The organism is Erwinia sp. PsM31, assembly GCF_030433775.1.
GTDB lineage: Bacteria > Pseudomonadota > Gammaproteobacteria > Enterobacterales > Enterobacteriaceae > Erwinia > Erwinia aeris.
In genome coordinates, this window is sequence record NZ_JARUWZ010000010.1 from 16,091 (window position 1) to 38,756 (window position 22,666).

General features: G+C 61.9%; 2 protein-coding genes. One reads left to right on the forward strand and one right to left on the reverse strand.

Features of this window, described 5'->3' with window-relative positions; translation table 11 throughout:
* Window positions 1-205: 205 nt before the first annotated feature.
* A complete protein-coding gene (locus QCD69_RS10135; RefSeq protein WP_301251911.1) occupies window positions 206-19,000 on the reverse strand; it encodes an Ig-like domain-containing protein in 18,795 nt (6,264 codons plus the stop codon).
* A 1,014-nt stretch (window positions 19,001-20,014) separates the two neighbouring features.
* Here QCD69_RS10135 and rcsD point away from each other — a divergent pair.
* The gene (gene rcsD / locus QCD69_RS10140) at window positions 20,015-22,666 is read left to right on the forward strand and encodes a phosphotransferase RcsD (RefSeq protein ID WP_253459839.1); all 2,652 of its coding nucleotides are present in this window, start codon (window positions 20,015-20,017) and stop codon (window positions 22,664-22,666) included.

Sequence of the window (22,666 nt, forward strand, 5' to 3'; positions counted from 1 at the left end):
CTTTACTACTGGCGTAAATCTGGAAAGTGGTGCCAAACGGCAATTTTTTCTTATTAATGTCTTTAACGTCACTTTACGCAAAAATGACAAAACTTCGCCATTCTTTATTTTCGTTTATGCTTTTTTTGTTGTTACAAATGATAAACCCTCCTTAACGTTAACCTCCCTGCGCGAGCCATACCGCCCTCGCGCAGGGAAGGTCTTGTTATACCAGATGAACCTGAAGATTATGCTGGATCAGCACATCGCCCAGGGTGTTTGCCGCATCCAGCGCCGAGTTGTGGTAAACGTCGAATACCTGCCCGTCTACCGTACGCTGCGCAGTGGCAGCCCAGGTGCCGCCGTCGCCGTTGGCCAGCGTAACCTGATCGCCGGTTACCCCCTTGATCATCAGATCGTCGGTCTGTTTATCGGTAATATTCAGCGCCTCGTTGAGATCCAGCTTGACGCTGTTGGTGCCGCTTTGCCCTAAGTTGATGATTTCGATATGCTCCACCTTCAGCCCGAGCGTGGTGAGATCCAGCGTCATATGCTCGCCGTTGAGCACCAGCGTATCGGTACCCGCACCGCCATCAATATGCGTAAAGTTCAGCGTATTAAGCGTTACGGTATCTTCGCCGCTGCTGCCCGCGACCGACGCACCCTCTACCGTCTGACCATCCGCCAGCGCCGCGATTAACCCACCGATGCTGTAGCTGCCGTCATCGGCTACGGCGGTCGTAGCGGATGCATCCGCTGTAGCCGTAGTCTCTGTCGTGGTGGTCGCCGCCGCCGTGGTGGTGGCATCTGTCGTGGTGGTGGCATCCGCCGTACTGCTGGCCGTCGCGCTGTCTGACTCGCTGTGTGCCGCGTTCGCCGTCGCCACCTGTGCGGAAGCCGTAGCCACAGAGGCGTTGCCGGCGTCGCTGGTATCCGCAGAGGCGATAGCCGTGGCATCATCCGCCGCCATTGCCAACAGCGCCGTTGCCGCCGCCGCAGAAGAGGTGCCCGCAGCCGGCAACAGCGATCCCAGCAGCAGGGTATTGCTGGTGGTGGCGCGGTTGCCTGCCACATCTGCTGCGGTTACGGTAACGATAGAGTTCAGGCTTATAGAGGTTAACAGGCCGCCGGTGAACTTCACGCTATAGCGGCCAAGCGCATCCGTGGTGGTGGTCTGCGTTGAACCGTTCAGCGTGACGCTCAGCGTAGTGCCCTGCGGCAGGTTCAGCGTGCCGCCGGTCACGGTCAGCCCTGTTACCAGCACGCTGACCAGGCTCAGCACCGGATCGACGCCAATAGCCGGCAGGTTATGGGTAATGGCCGTAAAGGTATTACTGCCTGTGGCGGTGTTGCCTACCACATCGGACACGGTAGCCGTGACGGTATAGCTGCCGTCGGCGATGCCTTTCAGCGTGGCGGAAGGCACCGTGACGCTCCATGCGCCTGTAGAACCCACGGTTGTGGTGTAAAGGTTGCCCGCAATATTAACCGTCACCGTACTGCCGACCGCATTAACCGAGCTGCCGCTGATGGTGGCCGGCGTGTTGGCCTCGCTCAGATTGAGGTAGTGGTCGCCGCCAAACATGGTGCTGTTATTAATAGTCACGCTTGGTAGCGTATGGGTTTTCACCACCGCCGTATCAGTACCGGAACCGGTATTCCCTACCGCATTGATCACGCTGGCGGTGACCGTCGCGTTGCCGTCCGGCAGCGCGGCCAGCGTCGCGGCCGGTACCAGCACGCTCCAGGTGCCGTTCGCGCCGATGGTGGTGGTCAACGTCGAGGTGCCTACGCGCACGTTCAGGATCGAGCCTTCGGCATTAGTAGACGAACCGGTAATCGTCTGGGCGGTTTGCGCATCGACCGCGCTGAGCAGGCCATCGCCAAAGATGCTGGAGATAGTGACCGACGGCGGCGTCTGCGCAATCACAACCAGCTGTCCGGTATTGGTCGCCACGTTGCCGTAGCTGTCCGTTACCGAGGCGTTGACCGTCAGCACGCCGTTCGCCAGCGCGCTGAGATCGGCTTTCGGCACGTTCAGCGTCCAGCCGCCGCTGCTGTTAACCGGCGCCGTGTAGGTTTTACCGTTCAGCGTGACGGTCACAATGGAGCCAGCCGTAACGTTACGGGCTATACCGCTGATGGTCTGGACGGTGTTGATATCGTTGGCGCTGAGCACGCTGTCCCCGAATACCGTATTGACCGTCAGGGTTGGCGTAGTCTGGATGCCAACCCGCACGCCCGTGCTGGCGCTGGCGGTGTTGCCTACCGCATCGGTAACGGCGACGCCCACGGTAAGATTACCGTCCAGCAACGTGCTGAGCAGAGCAGGCGACACCTGGGCGCTATAGGCGCCGTTCGCACCGACCGTGGTGGTAACAATGGTGTTGCCGAGGTTGATGGTAACGGTCGATCCCGGCGCTACATTGCTGGCCGTCCCGCTGATGGTCTGCGTGACCAGCGATTCCACCAGGTTCAGCACGCCATCGCCGCCAAAGACCGGGTTTAGCGTCACGGTTGGCAGCGTATTGACGCCGACCGTCGCGCCGGCGTTAGCGGTAGTAGTGTTGCCTGCGCTGTCCGTTACGCTGACGCCCACGGTCAGGTTGCCGTCCAGCAGCCCTTTCAATAACGTCGGCGTTAGCGCCACGTTAAAGGTGCCGTCCGCTGCCGTGGCGGTCACAAATTGCGTCCCGGCTACGTTAACCACCACCCGCGATCCCGGCTCGGCATTGGTAATGGTACCGCCGATGGTCTGGCCCAGCGCCGCATCCGCCGCGTTAAGCAGGCCGTCGCCAAACAGCTGCGCGATATTGACTACCGGCGCGGTCAGCTTGGCCACCAGGTTGCCGGTGGTGGTGGCGATGTTGCCTGCCGCATCGGTCACGCTGGCGCCCACCGCCAGGGTGCCGCTGGTCAGCGTACCGAGAATGTCCGGCGTGACCGTGGCGGTAAAGGCGCCGTTCGGCCCTACCGCCGCCTGCACCGTAGAATTGCCCAGCGTCAGGTTAATGGTCGAACCGGCCGCTACGTTATTGACCGTGCCGCTGATGGTCTGGTTAACCAGCGCATCGGCGATATTCAGAATGCCGTCGCCAAAGATTGGGTTAAGCGTAATGGATGGCTGGGCGGTAAAGATGCCGATAGTGGCCGACGTTGACGAGGTGTTGCCCGCCGGATCGGTCACCGAGACACCCAGCGTCTGGTTGCCGGTGGTCAGCGCCGCCAGATCCAGCGGCGGAATAGTCACGTTCCATGCGCCGCCCGCCTGAAGCGTGGTCTGGTAGGTTTTACTGCCCAGCGTCACGGTCACCGTGGAGCCGACCGCGCCGTCAATGGTGCCGCCAACCGTCTGCGCCAGCGCCGCTTCGGCGATGTTCAGCAGGTTGTCGCCGCCAAACAGGCCGGTGATGGCACTGATGGTCGGCGCTTCCAGAATGGCGGTGACGGTTTCACCGACGGTGCGGGTGTTGCCTGCGCCATCGGTCAGCACAATGTTCAGCGCGGTATCGCCATCGCTTAACAAACCAAGCAGGCTTGGCGGTACGACCAACGCGAAGCGTCCATCCTGACCGACATCCGCCGTCAGCGTGGTACCGCCCAGCGTCAGCGATACGGTCGCGCCAATCCCGGCGGAGCTGGCCAGACCGGTAATGGTTTGCGCTACCGTGGTGTCGACCGCGTTCAGGAAGCCGTCGCCGAAGACGGAATCCACCACCAGATTCAGCGCCGCGTTGACCACTTTATTTACCGTCAGCGTGGCGTCGGTGGCGTTGCCCGCGGCGTCGTTAACCCGCAGGCCGAACACCAGCGTGCCGTCGGTGAGGCTGCCCAACACCTCCGGCGTCAGATCAAGGCTGAAGGTGCCGTCGGCATTGACCAGCGCCGTGGCGATCGGCGCGCCGTCACCCAGATAGAGGCCGATAGTCTGGCCTTCGGCACCGCTAGCTGTTCCCGTCACTACCTGAGTGGTCAGGATATCCGCAGCGTTCAATACGTTATCGCCTACCAGCGCGTCCACCGCAATCAGCGGCGCGCCGGTGTCTACGGTAAAGTCGCGCGTAATGGTGCCGGTGTTGCCCGCCGCATCGGTCAGCGTGGCGGTCAGAGTTTGGCCCGCCTGGCCCAGCGCCTGCAAATCACCTGACGGCAGCGTGGCAGACCAGCTGCCGTCCGCCTGAACGATGGCCGTATAGGTCTTGTCATTCAGCGTGAGGGTTACCGCTCTGCCCGCCTCACTGGCGGACGCCGTCCCGCTAATTATCTGGGTAACCGCCGCTTCCGCGCCGTTCAGCACGTCGTCGCCGGCAAAGGCGTTGATGGTGACGACAGGCACGGAGCGATCCACCAGCACCTGGCTGCTTGCCTCCAGCGTAGTGTTCTGATCGGTGGTCAGCGTCGCGGTTACGGTGGCGATGCCGTCGGCGATATTCGCCGCCGTGTTCGGCACGGTGAGCGTCCAGGTACCGTCGACGCTATTGACCACGGCCGTTCCGGCCTGCGCCACGCCGTTGATGCTGACCGCTACGGTTCCCGTCACCGCGCCGCCGCCGTCAACAGGCAGATTAGCGAATGTTCCGCTCAGCGTCAGCGTCGCGCCGTCCGTGCTGTTGATGATGTTGTCGTCGGAAACCGGCGCCAGCGTCAGCAGCGGCGTTGGAGGCGGCGTCAGGTCGACCGTGACCGCAGCGGTCGCGGTGCCCGTATTGCCTGCGACATCCACGACCGAAGCGTTGATGGTGCCGGTATCGCCGGTCGTGCCCAGCTGCGCCAGCGCTTCCGGCGTCAGGTTAACCGACCAGCTACCGTCTGCGGCTACTACGCCGCTCACGGTCGCCGTGCCGATGGTGACCGTCACCACCTGGCCTTCGCCCGCGCCGGTCGTGGTGCCGCTCAGCGTCTGGGTGGTCAGGCTTTCCAGATAGTCCAGCGCCCCATCGCCGGTGAATGGCGTGATGGCGATGGTTGGCACGGACGTGTCGACGGTAAAGCTGCCCGTCGCCGTCGCCGTGTTACCACCGATATCTGCCGCCACCACGGTATAGTTTTGCAGCCCCTGATCCAGCGCGCCCAGCTGCGCCGTGGAGAGCGGCAGCGTCCAGTTGCCGTCTGCATCTACCGTTGCGTCGTAGTTAACGCCGCCCAGCGTGACCGTAACGGCCTGGCCCGCGCCTGCCAGCCCGGTAGTGCCGGTAAGCGCCACGCCCGCAGCCACGTCGGCCGCGTTAAGCCAGGTATCATCAAAAGGCACATCCAACGTCGGCGTTGGTGCGGTCAGCGCGGCGGTGAAGCCGAGCGAACTGGTATTGATATTGCCCGCCGCGTCAATCACGGTAACATCTACGGTGTGCGCGCCGTCAGCCAACGCGCTCAGCGCCCCGGCTGGTAGCGCCACCGCCCAGTTGCCGTTGGCGTCCACGCTGCCGGTATAAGTAATACCAGCTACGTCGATTTGCAGCTGCACGCCCTGATTCGCTCCGGTGACGCCCGTGGTGCCCGCCAGAGTGATAGCCGTTCCCGCCTCGGCAATATTCAGGATATCGTCGGTAAACAGCGGTGAACCGATGGTCGGCTGCGGCAGCGCCAGCAGCGCGTCAAAATCAAGCGTGGCCGTGCTGGCATTGCCTGCGGTATCGGTCGCGGTGACCGCAAAAGTATGGGTGCCGCTGCCCAGCGCGGTCAGCTGTGCCGAAGTCAGATCGAGCGTCCAGTTGCCGTTGGCGTTGACCGTCGCCGTTAGCGGCGCGCCGCCGTCGATAGCAACAGTGACCGTCTGCCCCGCCGCGACCAGCCCGGTGTTACCGCTCAGCGTCTGCGTGGTGGCAGCTTCAGCCACGTTGAGCAGGCCATCGGTAAATGGCAGATCGATGGTGACCGCCGGCAGCGCGTTAACGGCGACCAGTGCCGAATCGCCGGCCGTCCCGACGTTGCCCACGGCATCCGTGACCGTCACCGTAATCGGCAGCGTGCCGTCCGGCAGCGCAGAGAGCACGCCAGCCTCCAGAGGCAGCGTCCAGTCACCCGTAGCCGGATCGACGTTCGCCTGGTAAGCGGTGCCGTTGATATCCACGCTAACGGTTTGCGCACCGGTAATGCCGGTGGTGCCCGCCAGCGTCTGGCCCGCTGCCGCCTCAGCGGCGTTTAATATGCCATCGACGAAAGGCTGGGTCAGCGTCGGCGCCGGCAGTCCGGTAACGATAGCGGTATAGGCCAGCGAATCGGTGCTGCTGTTGCCCGCCACATCGGCAACCGTCACGTTAATGGTGTGCTCGCCGTTGCCCAGCGTGGCCGCCAGCGCAGGCGTCAGCGTGGCCGTCCAGTTGCCGTTGTCGTCGACCGTAGTGGCAATGGCGTTGCCGTCGATATTCAGCGTAACCGTCTGGCCTGCGCCGGTAATGCCGGTGGTGCCGTTAATTACCTGATCGACGCCCGCTTCGCCAGCGTTCAGCAGGCCGTCAATAAACGGCGTATTGATCGCGGCCGTCGGCAGCGTCGTGACCAGCACCTCTATGCTGGCTTCGGCCGTCGCCGGGTTGCCCGCTGCATCCGCGCTGGCGACCGTCAGCTGATAGAGCCCGTCGGTCAGGGCGGCAAGCGTGCCTGCCGGCACGGCGGCGCTCCATGTGCCGTCCGCATTGACCGCGCCGGTAAAGGTTTGATCGCCAAGCGTAACCGTTACCGCCGTGCCGACGGCAAGGTTGGTCGCCGTGCCGGTCAGCGTCTGTTCTGCCGCCGCTTCGGTCGCGTTGACCAGACCATCGACGAACGGCGTATTCAGCGTCAGCGCCGGCAGCGCATTGACCGCCACGGTCAGGTTGGTGACGCTGGTAGCGACGTTGCCGCTGGCGTCGGTTACCGCCACGCTGAGCGGAGTGGTGCCGTCGCCCAGCGCCGTCAGATCGCCACTGGCGATAGTCAGGCTCCAGTTGCCGTCCGCATCTGCCGTGGTTGCGTACACCTTGTCGTTAAGGGTGACGCTCACCGGCAGGCCCGCATCGGTGGTGCCGCTGACGACCAGACCGGCCGCCGCTTCCGCCGCGTTCAGCACGTTATCCACGCCCGCGCTTAACGCCACGTTCAGCACCGGCGCGGTGGTATCAACGGTAAAGTTATCCGCTGTCGTCGCCACGTTGCCCGCCATGTCGCTGCCGCTGGCGGTCAGCGTATTGGCGCCCGGCGTCAGCGCCTGTACCGCAGCAGCCGGCACAGTAGCGCTCCAGTTTCCGTCGGCGTCAACGGTGCCGGTATAGGTCGCGCCGTTCAGCGTTACCGTCACGGTGCCGCCTTCCGGGATGCGCTGGCTGGAGCCGGTGATCAGCACATCGCTCTGCGCTTCCTGATTATTGACCACATCGTCGCTGGTGACCGGATCGATTGAGATAGTCGGCAGGCTGGCGGCCTGGGCGACCACGGTAAACTCCGCGAAATTGCTGCCCGTGTTGCCCGCCACATCGGCGACCGTGGCGGTCAGCGTTTGCGCGCCGTCGGTCAGCGCGGCAAGATCCGCCGCCGGAACCGTCGCGGACCAGCTGCCGTCCGCCTGCACCAGCGCCGTATAGGCGACGCCGTTAAGCGTGACGGTCACGGTCTGCCCTGCCGTCACGTTGGTGGTGGTGCCGGTAACGGCCAGATCCGCGCCCGCTTCGCTCTGATTAAGGTAGTTATCGCCGCTGATGGCATCCAGCGCCACGGTCGGCTGGCTTGCCAGGCTGGCATCGACCACGACCGTCAGCGCCTGAGTGGACACGTTGCCCGCCGCATCGGTCAGGCTGACGCTCACTGGATAAGTCCCGTCCGCAATGCCCTGAGTGACGCTGGCGGGCAGATTGACCGTCCAGTTGCCGTCGTCCTGCACCGACTGTTGATAGTCGACGCCGTTGAAGGTGACGGTCACCAGCTGGCCCGCTTCGCTGGCTGAAGCAGTGCCCGTAATGGTTACCGGCCCTACGCTTTCCGCCGCGTTGATAATGTTATCGCCCGCGACCGGATTGACCGTCAGCGTTGGCGCAGTCAAATCAACGCTAACAGAAGTCGTCGCGGTGCCCGTATTGCCGATGGCATCCGTGGCGGTCACGGTGATGCCCTGAACGCCTTCGCCCAACGCCTGTAGCGTGGCGGCGCTGACCGGCAGCGTCCAGTTGCCGGCGTTATCCACCGTGGCGGTGTAGTCCGTTCCGGCAATATTGACCGTTACGGTCTGGCCTGCGCCGGTCGCGCCGGTCGTGCCGCTCAGCGTCTGATCGCTCTGCGACTCGGTAGCGTTGATGTAGCTGTCGATAAATGGCGTATCCAGCGTTGGCTGTAGCGCCACGGTCGACAGCGTGATATCGGCAGCGGTTGAAGCCGTGTTGCCCGCCGCGTCGCTAAGGGAAACGGTAACAGGATAAGTGCCGTTCGGCGACGCCTGAAGCAGACCGGCCGGCAGCGCAAGGCTCCAGCTGCCGTCCGCCGCGATGGCGGTGGTGTAAGTCTGGCCGTTCAGCGAAACCGTGACCAGCTGACCTTCTTCCGCGCCGGTGCTGCCGCCGCTGACGGTGATATCCGCCGCTGCTTCGCTACCGTTGACCACGCCGTCGCCCGCCACCGGATTAAGCGTCAGGGTCGGCGCGACGGTATCCACGGTGACCGGCACCGCCACCGTGCTGGCGTTGCCGGCCGCATCGGCTACGGTAACCTGTAGCGCGTTTGCGCCCTGCGGCAACGCCTGAAGTTCAGCGGTCGGGATAGTGACGCTCCAGTTGCCGTTCGCGTCTACAGTGCCGGTATAGGTGGTATCGCCCACCGCCACGGCAACGGTTTGCCCGTCGCCCGTTACGCCAGTAGAACCGGTCAACGTCTGATCCGTCGCCGCCTGTGCGCCGTTCAGCACGCCGCCGTTAAATGGCGTATCCGCCGTGACCGCAGGCAAATCGTTGACCTGCACGTTCAGCGTAGCGGTGCCGGTTGCCGTAGCACCGCTGGCATCGGTCGCGGTGACGGTCAGCGTGTTAGCACCGTCCGCCAGGCCAGCCAGCGAGGCGGCCGGGATCACGGCGTTCCAGGTGCCGCCGGTGCCGACCACGCCGGTAAAAGTTTGTCCGTTAAAGGTGACGGTCACCGGCGCGCCCTGCGCCAGGCCGGTGGTAGTGCCGGTAACAATCAGCGCATCCTGGGCTTCCGCAGCGTTCAGGTAGCCGTCGGTGCTGAGTGGATCGAGGCTGATGCCCGCCGCCGTGCTGTCCACGGTTACATCATGACTGACGGTGATCGGATTGCCCGCCGCGTCGCTGACCGCCACGCTGAAGGTCGCCGTGCCGTCAGCCAGCGTCGCCAGCGCGGAAGAAGGGATCGCCACGCGCCATGCACCGCTGGCCAGCACGCGCGTGGTGTAAGCCACGCCGTTAAGCGTGGCGGTCAGCTGCTGCCCAGCCTCGACGTTAGTGGTCGTACCGCTGAGATATTGCGTAGTCTGCTGTTCGGCGCCGTTAAGCGTATCGTTGCCGGTGAAAGGATCGACAGAAAGGGTTGGCAGCGCGGCCGCGCTGGCTTTAACCGTCAGCGGGCTGTCGGCGGTTGCGCTGTTGCCTGCCGGATCGGTCACGGTAGTGGTGATCACATAGCTGCCGTCCGCCAGCGCGGCCAGATCGGCTGCCGGCACCGTTACCGTCCACTGGCCATCCGTGCCCACCGTAGTGGTGTAGTCGATGCCGTTCAGCGTCACCACGATAGCGGCATTAGCTTCACCTGTGCCGCTAACAGGCAGATCGCTGCCCTGTTCCGCCGCGTTAAGAATGTTGTCGCCAGCGATAGCGTTAACCGCAACCGCAGGCGGCAGCGTGTCCACGCTCAAGGTCAGCGGAGCAGTCGCCGAGTTGCCCGCCGCATCGCTGACGGCAACGGTCGCCAGGGTATCGCCCTGCGGCAGCGCCTGTAGCACTTCCGGCGACAGAACGATGCGCCAGTTGCCGTCGCCGTCAACGGTGCCGGCATAGGTGCTGCCGTTAATAGCGATGCTGACGTTCTGACCGTCGCCCGTGAGGCCGGTCGTACCGGTCAGCGTTTGCGCCGTTCCCGCCTCGCCCGCATTCAGCGCGCCGTCGGTAAACGGCGTCTCGATAGCCAGCGTCGGCAGCGTGGTCGCTACGTTCAGCGTCGCCTCGTTGGTCACGGCGTTGCCGTCCACGTCAGGCACGCTGGCGCTGACGGTCACCGGGCCTTCAGCCAGCGCCGCCAGATCCGCCGCCGGTACCGTCAGGCTCCACGTACCGCCCGTCGTTACCGTAGTGGTGTAGTCAATGCCGTTCAGGGTTACCGTCACGGTATTGCCTTCCGGCACGTTAGAAACCGCACCGCTCACGGTCAGATCGCCCTGCGCCTCCGTGGCGTTCAGGTAGCCGTCATCGCTAAGCGGATTAAGGGCTACCGAGCTGATATCAGTATTAACATCGAAGCTGCCGCCTGCCGTAACCCCATTGCCCGCCGCATCGCCCACGGAAACGCTATAGGTCTGCGTGCCCGCTGGCAGCGCTGCCAGTACCGCAGCAGGAATAGTGACGCTCCACGCGCCGCTGTCCTGCACCAGACCGCTGTAAACCGAGCCGTTCAGCGTCACCGTCACCACCTGGCCCGCCTGGACGTTAGTGGTGGTGCCGCTGATTGTCTGGCTGACCTGCTGCTCTGCGCCGTCCAGAATGTTGTTGCCCGCAAAATTGTCCAGCGTCAGCGTTGGCAGCGTAGCGGCATCGGCCACTACCGTCAGCGTGCTCTCCTGAGTCGTCACGTTGCCTGCCGCGTCGGCGGTCGCTACGGTCAGGGTGTAGTCGCCGTTGGCCAGCCCGGCCAGATCCGCAGCCGGAATAGCCAGCGACCACTGGCCGTTAGCGCCTGCCGTGGCGGTGTAGTCCGTGCCCTCCAGCGTGACGGTAACGGTTGAACCGTTCTCTGCCGTGCCGCTAACGGTCAGCGGCTGCGCCTGCTCTTCGGCGTTCAGGATACCGTCGCCGCTCAGCGGATTAACCGTCAGCACAGGCGTGCTGACATCCACAACCAGCGCGCTGGTTTGCGTGACGGCGTTGCCCGCCGGATCCGTCGCGGTGACGGTGACCGGATAGCTGCCGCCGGTTAAAGCAATAGTCGCCGTCGCGGGAACCGTAACCGTCCAGTTGCCGTCGCCGTCTACGGTGGCGGTATAGACGCTGCCGTTCAGTGCCACGCGCACGCTGTCGCCCGCTTCGCCGGTGCCGGTAATAGCCAGCGGCTGACCCTGTTCGGCGGCGTTCAGGAAGTTGTCTTCAGCGATAGCCGCGACGGTCAGAACTGGCGCAGCGGTATCTATGGTAATGGCGTGAGGCAGCGACAGGCTGCCGCCGCTGGCAGGCGAGGCGGTGACGGTCAGGGTGTAATCACCGTCCGCTACGCCCGCCAGCGCCGCGGCCGGGATCGCCGCGCTCCACAGGCCGTTTGTGCCCACGGTCGCCGGATAATCCGTGCCGTTAAAGCTTACGACTACCGTGCTGGTGTCATCAGGCACGCTGCCGGTCACGGTAAAGCCCTGGGCGGCTTCGGCGGCGTTGATTAAATCATCGCCGGAAACGGCATTGATAATCAGGGTCACGTCTACCGCCGTATCCAGCGTCAGCGTGGTGTCCTGGCTCGCGACGTTGCCCGCAGGCGAGGTCGCCGTTACGGTCAGCGTATTAGCGCCTTCCGTGAGGTTAGCCAGCGTGCTGGCCGGTACGCTAATCGTCCACTGTCCGCCAGTGCCGACGGTAGTGGTATAGGTAGCGCCGCCCAGCGTAACGGAGATAGTGTCGCCTTCGCTGCCGCTGCCGGTAATGTTCTGCGCCTGGCCCTGCTCGACCTGGTCAATGGTGTTGTCGCCGGTGACCGGATCCACCGTAAAGGCTGGCGTCGCGGTATCCACGGAAAGACCCAGGTTTTGCGTAGCGGTATTGCCGAAGGCATCGCTGGTGCTGACCTGAAGCGCATAAGGGCCGTCGGCCAGCGCCGCCAGATCGGTCGCCGGAACGGTTACGCTCCAGCTGCCGTCCGTATTGACCGTGGTGGTATAGGTTACGCCGTTCAGCGTAACGGTAACGTCATTGTCAGCCATGCCCGTGCCGCTGATAGCCAGCGCTGCGCCCTGCTCGTCGGCGTTGATAATGTTATCGCCGCCTGCGACCGGATCCAGCGTCAGCGTTGGCAGCGCAGTGGCCACGGTGATAACTGGCGCTGGCGTAATGGCGGAAACGTTGCCCGCCACGTCGGTGACCGTCACCGTCACGGCAGACTGTCCCTGCGGCAGCGCCTGAAGCACCGCCGGCGCCAGATCCAGCGTCCAAACGCCGGAGCTGTTAACGGTGGCGGCATAATCGGTGCCGCCGATGTTGACCGTTACGGTCTGACCAACGCCTTCCTGCCCCGTGGTGCCGGTCAGCGTCTGCGTGACGCCCGCTTCCTGGCCGGTCAGGGTGCCGTCAATAAACGGCGTTTGCAGCGTGGGATCCGGCACGCGATCGACGTATACGTTCAGCGTGTTTTCGCTGGTCACGGTATTGCCGTTCTGCGCGATAACGCTGGCCGTCGCGGTTTGCGGCCCTTCTGCCAGCGCCTGCAAATCTGCTGCCGGGATAGTCGCCGTCCAGCTGCCGTTTGCCGCTACGGTGCCGGTGTAGGTTTGGCCGCCGAGCGTAAAGGTGACCGTGCTGCCAGCCGCCACGTTCGCCGTAGAGCCGGTAACGGTCAGATCCGTCTGCGCCTCAAGCGCGTTCAGATAGCCGTCGCCGCTGAGCGGATCGAACGCCACGCTGCTGAGCGTACTGTCGACGGTAAAGGTTTTGGCAACGGTACTGCTGTTGCCTGCCAGATCGGCCACGGTGACGCTGAGCGTCTGCGTGCCGTTGGCCAGCGCGCTCAGATCGGCGGCCGGGATCGCCACCTGCCAGCCGCCGCCGGTTTGCACCGTGGTCACATAATCGGCACCGTTAAGCGTTACGGTGACCGTTTGCCCCACTTCCGCATTGGTTACCGTCCCGCTGAGCAGCTGGTCGGTCTGCTGTTCCGCGCCGTCGATAATATTGTTAGCGGTCAGATCGTTAACGGCAATAACCGGCGCGCTGGTATCCACCACCAGCGGCGTGCTGGCGGTGGTCACGTTACCGGCCGCATCGCTGGCGGTAACGGCAAGCGTATAGTTACCTTCCGCCAGCGTATTTACCGCCGTGTTGGGCACGGTCAGCGTCCACTGACCGTTAGCGCCAACAATAGTGTTGTAAACGGTGCCGTTCAGCTCGACGGCGATAGTGTTGCCGGTTTCGCTCGTACCGCTGACCACCAGCGGCTGGCTGGTGTCGGCAGCGTTAAGATAGCCATCGCCGGAGACGGGGTTCACCGTCAACGCTGGCGGCGTCAGATCCACATCCAGCGTGCGGGTCAGCGCAGAGACGTTGCCTGCCGCATCAACCACGCTGACCGAAACAGGATAGCTGCCGTCGGTTAACGCCAGCAGCGCCGCCGCCGGCAGCTCAATGCTCCAGCTGCCGGTGCCGGTCACCGTCGCGGTATAGGTGGTGTTGTTCAGCACCAGCGTGACCACGTTGCCCGGCTCGCCGTCGCCCGTTACCGTCAGCGCCTGGCCCTGCTCCGCCAGGCTCAGGCGGTTATCTTCCGCCAGCGCATTCAGCGTCAGCGTCGGCGTTGAGGTATCTACGGTAAAGGTATTGGTCAGTGAAGAAGTATTGCCAGCCGGATCGGTGGCGGTCACGGTCAGCGTGTTATCGCCCTGCGGCAGGCCTTGCAGCACCGCATTGGGCAGCGTGACCGACCAGTTGCCGTCCGCATCCACGTTTGCCGTATAGGTGATGCCGTTCAGCAGCACGCTAACGGCCTGGCCGCTGCCGGTAATGCCGGTCGAGCCGGAAAGGGACTGGTCGCTGAGCGCCTCTGTGCCGTTCAGCGCACCATCGATAAACGGCTCGTTCAGCGTCACGGTAAAGTCTGGATTAATAGCGGAATCCAGGCTCTGCGTGGTAGTGATCTGGTTGCCGTTAACGTCGGTCGCCGTCGCGGTGATCGTCTGGTTGCCGTCAGGCAGGCCGCTCAGCGCACTGGCCGGAACGGTCACGCTCCAGCTGCCGTCATTATTGGCGGTGGTTTCATAATCCGCATTGTTAAAGCGCACCAGGATGCGCGCGCCAAAGGCGACAAAGCGGGTGCTGCCGTGGATCATCAGCGGGTTTTGCGCTTCAACGGTGTTGATAGCGTTATCATCGCTAATGACGCCAATAGCAATTGAGCTAAAGGTATTATCGATGGTATAGCCGCTGGTCGCCGTGGCCGGATTGCCCGCGACGTCGGCCACATCAACGGTAAAGGTTTGCGTGCCGTTGGCCAGTCCGTAATAGGCCGTAGCCGGCACCAGCACGCTGTAGCTGCCGTCCGCCTGCACGGTACCCGTATACTGCGCGCCGTTCATGGTCAGCGTAACGATCTGGCCTGCCTGAACGTTGGTCGTGGTGCCGGTAACCAGCTGATTGAGATCCTGCTCCGCGCCGTCCAGCACGCCGTCGCCCGTGAAGGCGTCTACGGCGATCGTTGGCTGCGCGCCCGCGCCCGCCACTACCGTCAGCGGTTGCAGGCTTGACGTAGCGTTGCCCGCGCTGTCCGTGGCCTGCACGCTCACCGCATAGGTGCCGTCCGTCAGCGCATTGACGTCGCCAGCAGGCACGCTGACGCTCCAGTTGCCGTTGGCGTCGGACACGGCGTTATAGGTAACGTTATTAAGCGTAACGACAATCGCCGATCCCGCATCGGCCGTGCCCGCTACGCTGAGCGCGGCGTCGTGTTCCGCCGCGTTCAGATAGCCGTCGCCGGAAACCGGCGCAATGGTCAATGCAGGCGTCGCGGTATCCAGGGTTACCGGCGTCAATGAGGTGGTCTGGTTACCGCCCGCGTCCGTAGCGGTCACGGCAATATCATATTTACCGTCCGGCAGCGACTGTAGCGCGGAAGGCGAAATCGCCAGGCTCCAGTTGCCGTCCGCATCCGCGCCGGTCAAATAAGTGACGCCCGCCAGCACTATGCTGAGCGTGCTGCCCGCTTCCGCCGTGCCGCTCACGGTCAGCGGCTGGTTCTGCGCCTGCGCGTTAATCACGCCGTTATCGCCCGGAATGGCGACGTCCAACGCTGGCGCGGCGGTATCGACCACGATTGGCGTGGTTGAGCTGGCCGTATTGCCCAGCGAATCCGTAACGGTAACGACAATATCTGCGGTGCCGTCCTGTAGCGAGGCCAACGCCGGCGGCAGCAGCGCCACGCTCCAGCTGCCGGTAAGGGTATCGACGGTAGCGGGATAACTTACGCCGTCAACGGTTACCGTTACCGCCTGATCCGGGAAGTTGACGCCGGTATTGCCCGTCAGCGTTTGCGCCGCCGTGCTTTCAGCCGCGTTCAGCACGCCGTCGCCAAACGGCGAGTTAAGGATAATTTCTGTCGGGAACGACGTACGCACGTTCACGTCGCTGGTGCCGGCGATCGGATTGCTGTTGGCGTCCGTGCCCGTCACGGTAACGGCATAGCTGCCGTTGGCAATGCCGGTCAACGCGGCGGCAGGCACGGTTACCGTCCAGCTGCCGTCCGGATTAACCGTAGAGGCGTAATCCACGCCGTTAAAGGTAACCGTCAGCGGCGTGGCGGCGGCAAGGCCAGCGCTGCCGCCGCTGATAACCAGATCCGCCTGCGCTTCTGTCGCGTTAATAGCGTTATCGCCGCTGACCGGCGCAATAGCCAGCGCGGCCACGGTGTTATCAACGGCCACCGCAAAACTGCCGGTCGCATTGCCGGTATTGCCCGCCGCATCGCTGACGCTAACGGTATAGTTTTGCGTGCCGTTCGCCAGCGCCGTTAGCGTGGTCGCGGGCAGCGTGATATTCCAGTTGCCGCCCGGCTCAATGCTGCCGGTAAAGATTGTGCCGTCTGCCAGCTGCAGGGTCACGGGGCTGCCTGGGGCAACGTTAGTGGCCGTCCCGGTCAGCACCTGATCGACCGTGACTTCTGCGCTGTTCAGCGAGCCGTCGGCGGTGAGTTCATTAACCGTCACGATCGGCGTGGTGGTTGCATAGGTTACAGTGGTATAGGTCTCGCTGGCGTTACCGGCCGCATCGGTGGTAACGACGGTGACGACGTAAGTGCCGTCAGCAATGGCGGCCTGGCTGTCCGGGCTTAACGTCGCCGTCCAGGCGCCGGTAACCGGGTCGACAGTGGCGGGCACGTCAACGCTGTCAAAACGCACCAGCACCGTGCTGCCCGGCTGGGTGGTGCCGGTAATAACCAGCGGCTGACCGACTTCGCCCGCATTCACATAGCCGTCACCGCCCAGCGGATTAACCGTCGCCGTCGGCGGCGTGGCGTCCACGGCCAGCGGAATATTTTGCGTGGTGCTGTTGCCGTAACCGTCGGTAGCGACCACGCCCAGCGTGTAATCACCATCGGCAAGCTGTTGCAGATCGGAAGCCGGAATATTCACGTTCCAGCTGCCGTCCGGGTTAACGGTGGTGTTATAGGTCACGCCGTTCAGCGTGACGGTGACGCTCTGACTGTCAGCGCTGACGCCGCTCAGGATCAGCGGCTGGGTTACATCGTCCTGGTTCAGCGTCGCATCCGGTGGCGTAACGGTAAGAGCTGGCGCGGCGGTCGCTACGTTTACCGGCGTGGTCGAGGTGCTGCTGTTGCCTGCCGGATCGGTAATCACTACGGTGATATCGTTGCTGCCCTGCGGCAGGTTTTGCAGCGAGCCGGCCGGCAGCGTCACGCTCCAGCTACCGTCGTTGTTGACCGTGCCGGTATAGTCCGTGCCGCCTATTGTCGCTGTGACCGACTGGCCTGCGCCCGCCACGCCGGTATTGCCGGTCAGCGTCTGATCGGCGCCCGCTTCACTGCCGCTAATAACGCTGTCGCCGAAGGGCACATTAAGCCCGGCGTTCGGTTCGGTGGTAATAACGTTAAGCGAAGCGGCAGAGCCATTTTGTACGACGGTGCCGTCCGCCAGGGTGGCTGACGCGATAATGAGATTCTGACCCTGCGACAGCTGTTGCAGATCGGCGGCGGGGATGGTGGCGCTCCAGCTGCCGTCTGCCGCCACGGTGGCAGTATATTCGCGCCCGCCCAGCGATACCCGGATAACCGTGCCGGCAGGAAGATCGGCTGAAGAGCCGGAAACGGTGAGATCGGACTGCGCTTCGGTAATACTGAGATAGCCGTCGCCGCCCGGCGCATTAACGCTAATGCTGCCGATGCCAAAGGCTGGTACGGTGAAATCGTGCGTGGTGGTTGCCGCCGCGCCCGCCGCATCGGTAACGGTGGCGGTAATGGTCGTGGTGCCCGCCGCCAGCGCCTGTAAGGCGCCAGCCGGAACGGTCACGCTCCACGCGCCGCTGCCGTCAACGGTGGCGGTGTAGGTTTGGCCGTTCAGGGTAACGGTAACGGTCTGGCCCTGCTGCACGTTGGTGGTGGTGCCGCTGATGGTCTGCGCCTGCTGCTGCTCGCCGTTATCCAGCACGTCGTCGCCCGCAAAGGCAGCGATGGTGATGGCCGGAGCGGTAGCCGGGGCGCTAACGGTGAAATCGTGCGTGGTGGTTGCCGCCGCGCCCGCCGCATCGGTAACGGTGGCGGTAATGGTCGTGGTGCCCGCCGCCAGCGCCTGCACGGCCGCAGCCGGAACGGCCACGCTCCACGCGCCGCTGCCGTCAACGGTGGCGGTGTAGGTTTGGCCGTTCAGGGTAACGGTAACGGTCTGGCCCTGCTGCACGTTGGTGGTGGTGCCGCTGATGATCTGCGCCTGCTGCTGCTCGCCGTTGTCCAGCACGTCGTCGCCCGCAAAGGCGGCGATGGTGATGGCCGGTACGGTCGCCGGGGCGTTAACGGTGAAATCGTGCGTGGTGGTTGCCGCCGCGCCCGCCGCATCGGTAACGGTGGCGGTAATGGTCGTGGTGCCCGCCGCCAGCGCCTGCACGGCCGCAGCCGGAACGGCCACGCTCCACGCGCCGCTGCCGTCAACGGTGGTGGTGTAGGTTTGCCCGTTCAGGGTAACGGTAACGGTCTGGCCCTGCTGCACGTTGGTGGTGGTGCCGCTGATGATCTGCGCCTGCTGCTGCTCGCTGTTATCCAGCACGTCGTCACCTGCAAAAGCGGCGATAGCGATGGAAGGCGTGGTCGGCGTGACCGCACCGGCCTCTACCGTAAAGGTTTCAGCGGTGGTCGCCGTGGCGCCTGCATTGTTGGTCACGCTGATGGTCAGCGTATTGCTGCCTTCCGGCAACGTAGCCAGCGCGGCGGCCGGTAAGGTGATGCTCCAGCTGCCGTCTGCCCCGACCGTGGTGGTATAGGTCACGCCGTTGAGCACGACGGTAACGGTGTTGCCCGCTTCCGTGCCGCTGGTGGTGCCGTTCAGCGTCTGGTCAGAATTTTTTTCCGCCGTCGACAGGGTATTATCGCCGGTTAACGGATTGACGGTAAGGGATGGCGCTACTGTCACTGCATCATCACCGCCGCCGCCGCCGCCGCCGCCGCCCGCCAGTGCGGCGACGCCTGCTGCGCCAAGACCAAGCGCGCCAATACCTGCGGCGGTGATAACGCCGGTGGTAGCACCGGTATCAGCCAGCAGCAGCGGTTCCAGCGAGCCAAGCGACTCATACTGTGGCGTAATCGCTACCACCGCCTGCGCATCGGCGAATTCGTTGGTGACCGGGAAGAGTGCGTGCTCAGGCGGATTGACGCCGTCATCAAAAACCAGCTCGCTGTGATCGCCGTCAACGTCATCCAGGAAGAATTGCTGATAGCGTTTAACGCTGCCGTCACGCATGTGGACGATGAGATCGTTACCCTGGCGTTCGAACTCGGTCACCATGGCGCGGGTTCCGTGAATGCGCACTACGCTGGGTTGATTCAGGAGGATGGTATTGTTGGAATTCCCTGCTGCGACCTGAGAAAGAATGCTGCCATCGTCGCGCGAAAGTATTTCCACGCTGCCATCAGTAAGCTGAGCCATAGTAACCTCGTGTACACCAGACATTGGATGTTTCGCACGTAAACATGAAGAAAACCTTCAGCTTTACGCGCAAAGTAATAGATCGCCTTACCCGAGGGCAGGCGGCTTTACCTGGTGCAACGACATTTCCGGACGGCGTAGAAATGTTAAAAACAATCTAAAAAGAGGCGCTGATACGCTATTTTTTTTAACTTTTATCTTTCTGATAGTATGAAAAACCCCGCCACTCGCCTTGATTAATATTTATCGACAGGATAAACATAATTTATAATTTGACTTAGTTTACAATTCTGGAAACTGTCAACTATCAAGTAAAATTGATGAAATAACGCATTAATAAATTGATTTAACTTAAGGAATTTTTTTAAGGAAGTGTAAAAACTGTAACAGTTTCCAGAAAATTTTCTGCCGCTGCTGCGGCTCGTTTTTTTTGACCGCGCGCAAATTTTCATATCAGCGTGCAGAAATCGGCAAAGGCAAACGGCAGGGGTAGTACAAAAAAACAGCAAGAGCGTAAAGCGGAGCTAAAGCGCGTCAAAACGTTTTTTTTACCTTTAGCCAATGATTTGAGTTAAGCGAAGATCGCGCGCTATCCACCAGGAGTTATCTGTAAAATCACCTTTAGCCTCAATATTTGATTAACAGGGGCTTTTTTTCAGGTTATTTAACACAAACGCCCGCGTCGCTATGGTTTTGTCGCGATATAATATGCGCCTTGCCCGTGGCGCGTTCTTCTTTAATTTAGCGAAATGTGATAAAAAGTAGTGTTTACCGCGACAAGCTTTTAACGGAACCTATGACGATTCAGGATGCCAGACCCGCAAGCGCCTGCGCGCTGGCAGCACCCCACGCGATTTCTTTGTTTACGCGCGCGTGGCCGCACAACAGATCCGTGTGTTCCCATGAATCGCCAGGCAGCCACTGCCCGCCTTCCGTTGTCTCATCCGGCCTTTTGTTCGCGGCTTGCCTTTACCTGTGCCTGACTGATGGCTCGTTAACTGGGGTTCCACGGCTATGATGCCCTACAAATTTCCACTGACTTCCGGTAACGTCACCCGGTTTTTCGTGATGTTTATCCTGGTACTGCTGTTGGCATCCGGATTTATGATCCACAACGCCGTTAACGCCTGGCTGACCGATAAACGCTATGCGATGGCGGATATCGCTCACGTTATGCAGAAGCGTATCGACACCTACCGGTTCGCTACCTGGCAGATTTATGAAAATCTTGCGGCCAATGCCGCAGGCTCGCCGCCGAACAGCCTGCAGGAAACCCGCCTGCGTCCCGATGTCTATTATCTTGAGAAAACCCGCCGTAAAACCGAAGCGCTGATTTTTGGCTCGCACGACAGCAGCACGCTGGATATGACGCTGCGTATGTCTAACTATCTGGATACGCTATGGGGCGCCGAAAACAGCACCTGGTCAATGTATTTTCTCAACGGGCAGGATAACAGCCTGATTTTAATTTCGACGCTGCCGTTAAAAGATATGGCGACGCGTTATAAAGAGAGCGCCATCAGCACTATTGTCGATGCGCGCCGCGCGGAGATGCTCCAGCAGGCCAACGCGCTGGACGAGCGGGAAAGCTTCTCGCCGCTGCGCCGCTTTACCTGGCAGAATGACCACTATTTTACCGTGCGCACCACCTTTAACCAGCCGGGCCACCTGGCCACCGTGGTCGCCTTCGATTTGCCGATTAACGATCTGATCCCACTGAATATGCCGCTGGAAAATTTCCAGCTGAAGCAGGATATGGCCGGTACCGGCAGCAGCGCCAGCGTGGATGAAGACAGTACGCACAGCACTAAAGTCACGCTGCTGAATCCCAATGTAGAAATCGCCGCCTCGCTGTCCAGCACGCCGTTGCAGCTGGTTTATCGCGTGCCGATCCTCGGCCTGATCGCCGACACGCTGCGTAACCTGATGTGGCCGCTGCTGGCGAATTTTGTGCTGCTGCTGCTTTCGCTGGCCGGTCTGCTGCTGCTGCGCCAGCAGTCGCTGCGCCCCAGCGAAAACCAGAGCGCCGAACTGGAGTCGCTGCGCATCCTCAACGAAGAGATTGTGGCCAGCCTGCCGGTTGGCCTGCTGGTGTATGACTTTGCCAGCAACCGCACGATTATCAGCAACAAAATCGCCGAGCACCTGCTGCCGCATCTCAATCTGCAAAAGATCATCAATATGTCCGATCAGCATCAGGGCGTGTTGCAGGCTACCGTCAACAACGAAGTTTATGAGATCCGCCATGCGCGCAGTATGCTGGCGGCCAGCACCCAGCTGTTTATGATGCGCGATCAGGATCGCGAGCTGTTGGTGAATAAAAAGCTGCAAAAAGCGCAGCAGGTGCTGGATAAAAGCCACCAGACGCGTCAGCAGCTGTTGCAGAATCTGGGACACGCGCTGAACCGGCCGCTGGGCGATGTGATCGGCCATTTGCAGGCTATCGAATCCGCGCAGCCTGGCGAGCAGCTGGAAGACGCGTTGCAGGAAGCGCAGGCGCTGCGTCGGCTGGTGGATGATATCGTGCTGTTAAATCGTCTGGAAACGCACGACTGGGCGCCGGACGCCGAAGCCTTTAACCTGCAAAGCGTGCTTGATGAGCTGGTGACCGAGGCCCTGCCCTCGCTGCGGCGTAAGGGGCTGAAGCTGGTGGTCAGCAACCGTCTGAACAGCGACGAGAACCGTTTTGGCGATCGGCGCGCTATTTACAAAATCCTGACCACTCTGCTGCACTATTCCATTACCAGCACCAGCTGGGGCCGCATCTCTATTGAGGTCAGCCATCCTGCCGATCGACCGGACAGGCTGGCGATTGAAATGGTGGATACCGGCGCCGGACTGACGGTGGACGAGATGGGCAACACCGATTTTCCTTTCCTCGGCGAAACCAGCTTTGACCGTTTTGGTCAGGCTTCGGGGCTGGCGTTTTTCCTTTGTAAGCAGCTGTGCAAACAGCTTGGCGGGCATCTTGAAATTGTCGCGCGTCCCGATATCGGCACCCGTTACAGCATCCAGGTTCATGCGCCGCAGGAACACCAGCAGGCTCAGGAAGAGAAGCTGCTGGAAGGTCTGACCGCGTTAATTGATATCAACGTGGATGAGGTCAGAAAAATTGTGGTGCACCAGTTAGAAAACTGGGGCGCCAGCTGTATTACGCCGGACGAGCGCTTTTCCGGACAGGATCACGATGTGCTGGTCACGGACGACCCGGCCAGCCTGACGGCCTGGTCGCTGCTGCTGACGGATGATGAGGCGGGCTACACCGCGCTTTCCCGCGATCGCTTCAGGGTGAATTTCAATATCAGCAGCGCTATGCAGGATGCGTTACTGCAGCTTATTGAGCTTCAGCTGGCCCTGGATGAAACCGAAGAAGAGGAGACGCCTGCGCAGCTGTTCGCGCCAGGCTATTTCCAGCTGTTTGTTGAGACAGTACCAGATGATGTAAAGAGATTGTATAATGAGGCAGCAGAAAGGGACTTGAGTTCGCTTGCTCAGACTGCGCATCGCCTGAAGGGTGTGTTTGCCATGCTTAATTTGACACCGGGCAAGCAGCTTTGTGAAACGTTAGAACAGCACATAACCGAGTGTGACAATTCAAACATTAAAAATACCACCAGTGAAATTGACCGCTACGTCAACGAACTGCTGCAGCAAGGTAACCAATAA

What these genes read in the sequence shown, in the direction of transcription:
- QCD69_RS10135 (WP_301251911.1), bottom strand. Translation starts at nt 19,000, where the DNA reads ATGGCTCAGCTTACTGATGGCAGCGTGGAAATACTTTCGCGCGACGAT.
- rcsD (WP_253459839.1), top strand. Translation starts at nt 20,015, where the DNA reads ATGATGCCCTACAAATTTCCACTGACTTCCGGTAACGTCACCCGGTTT.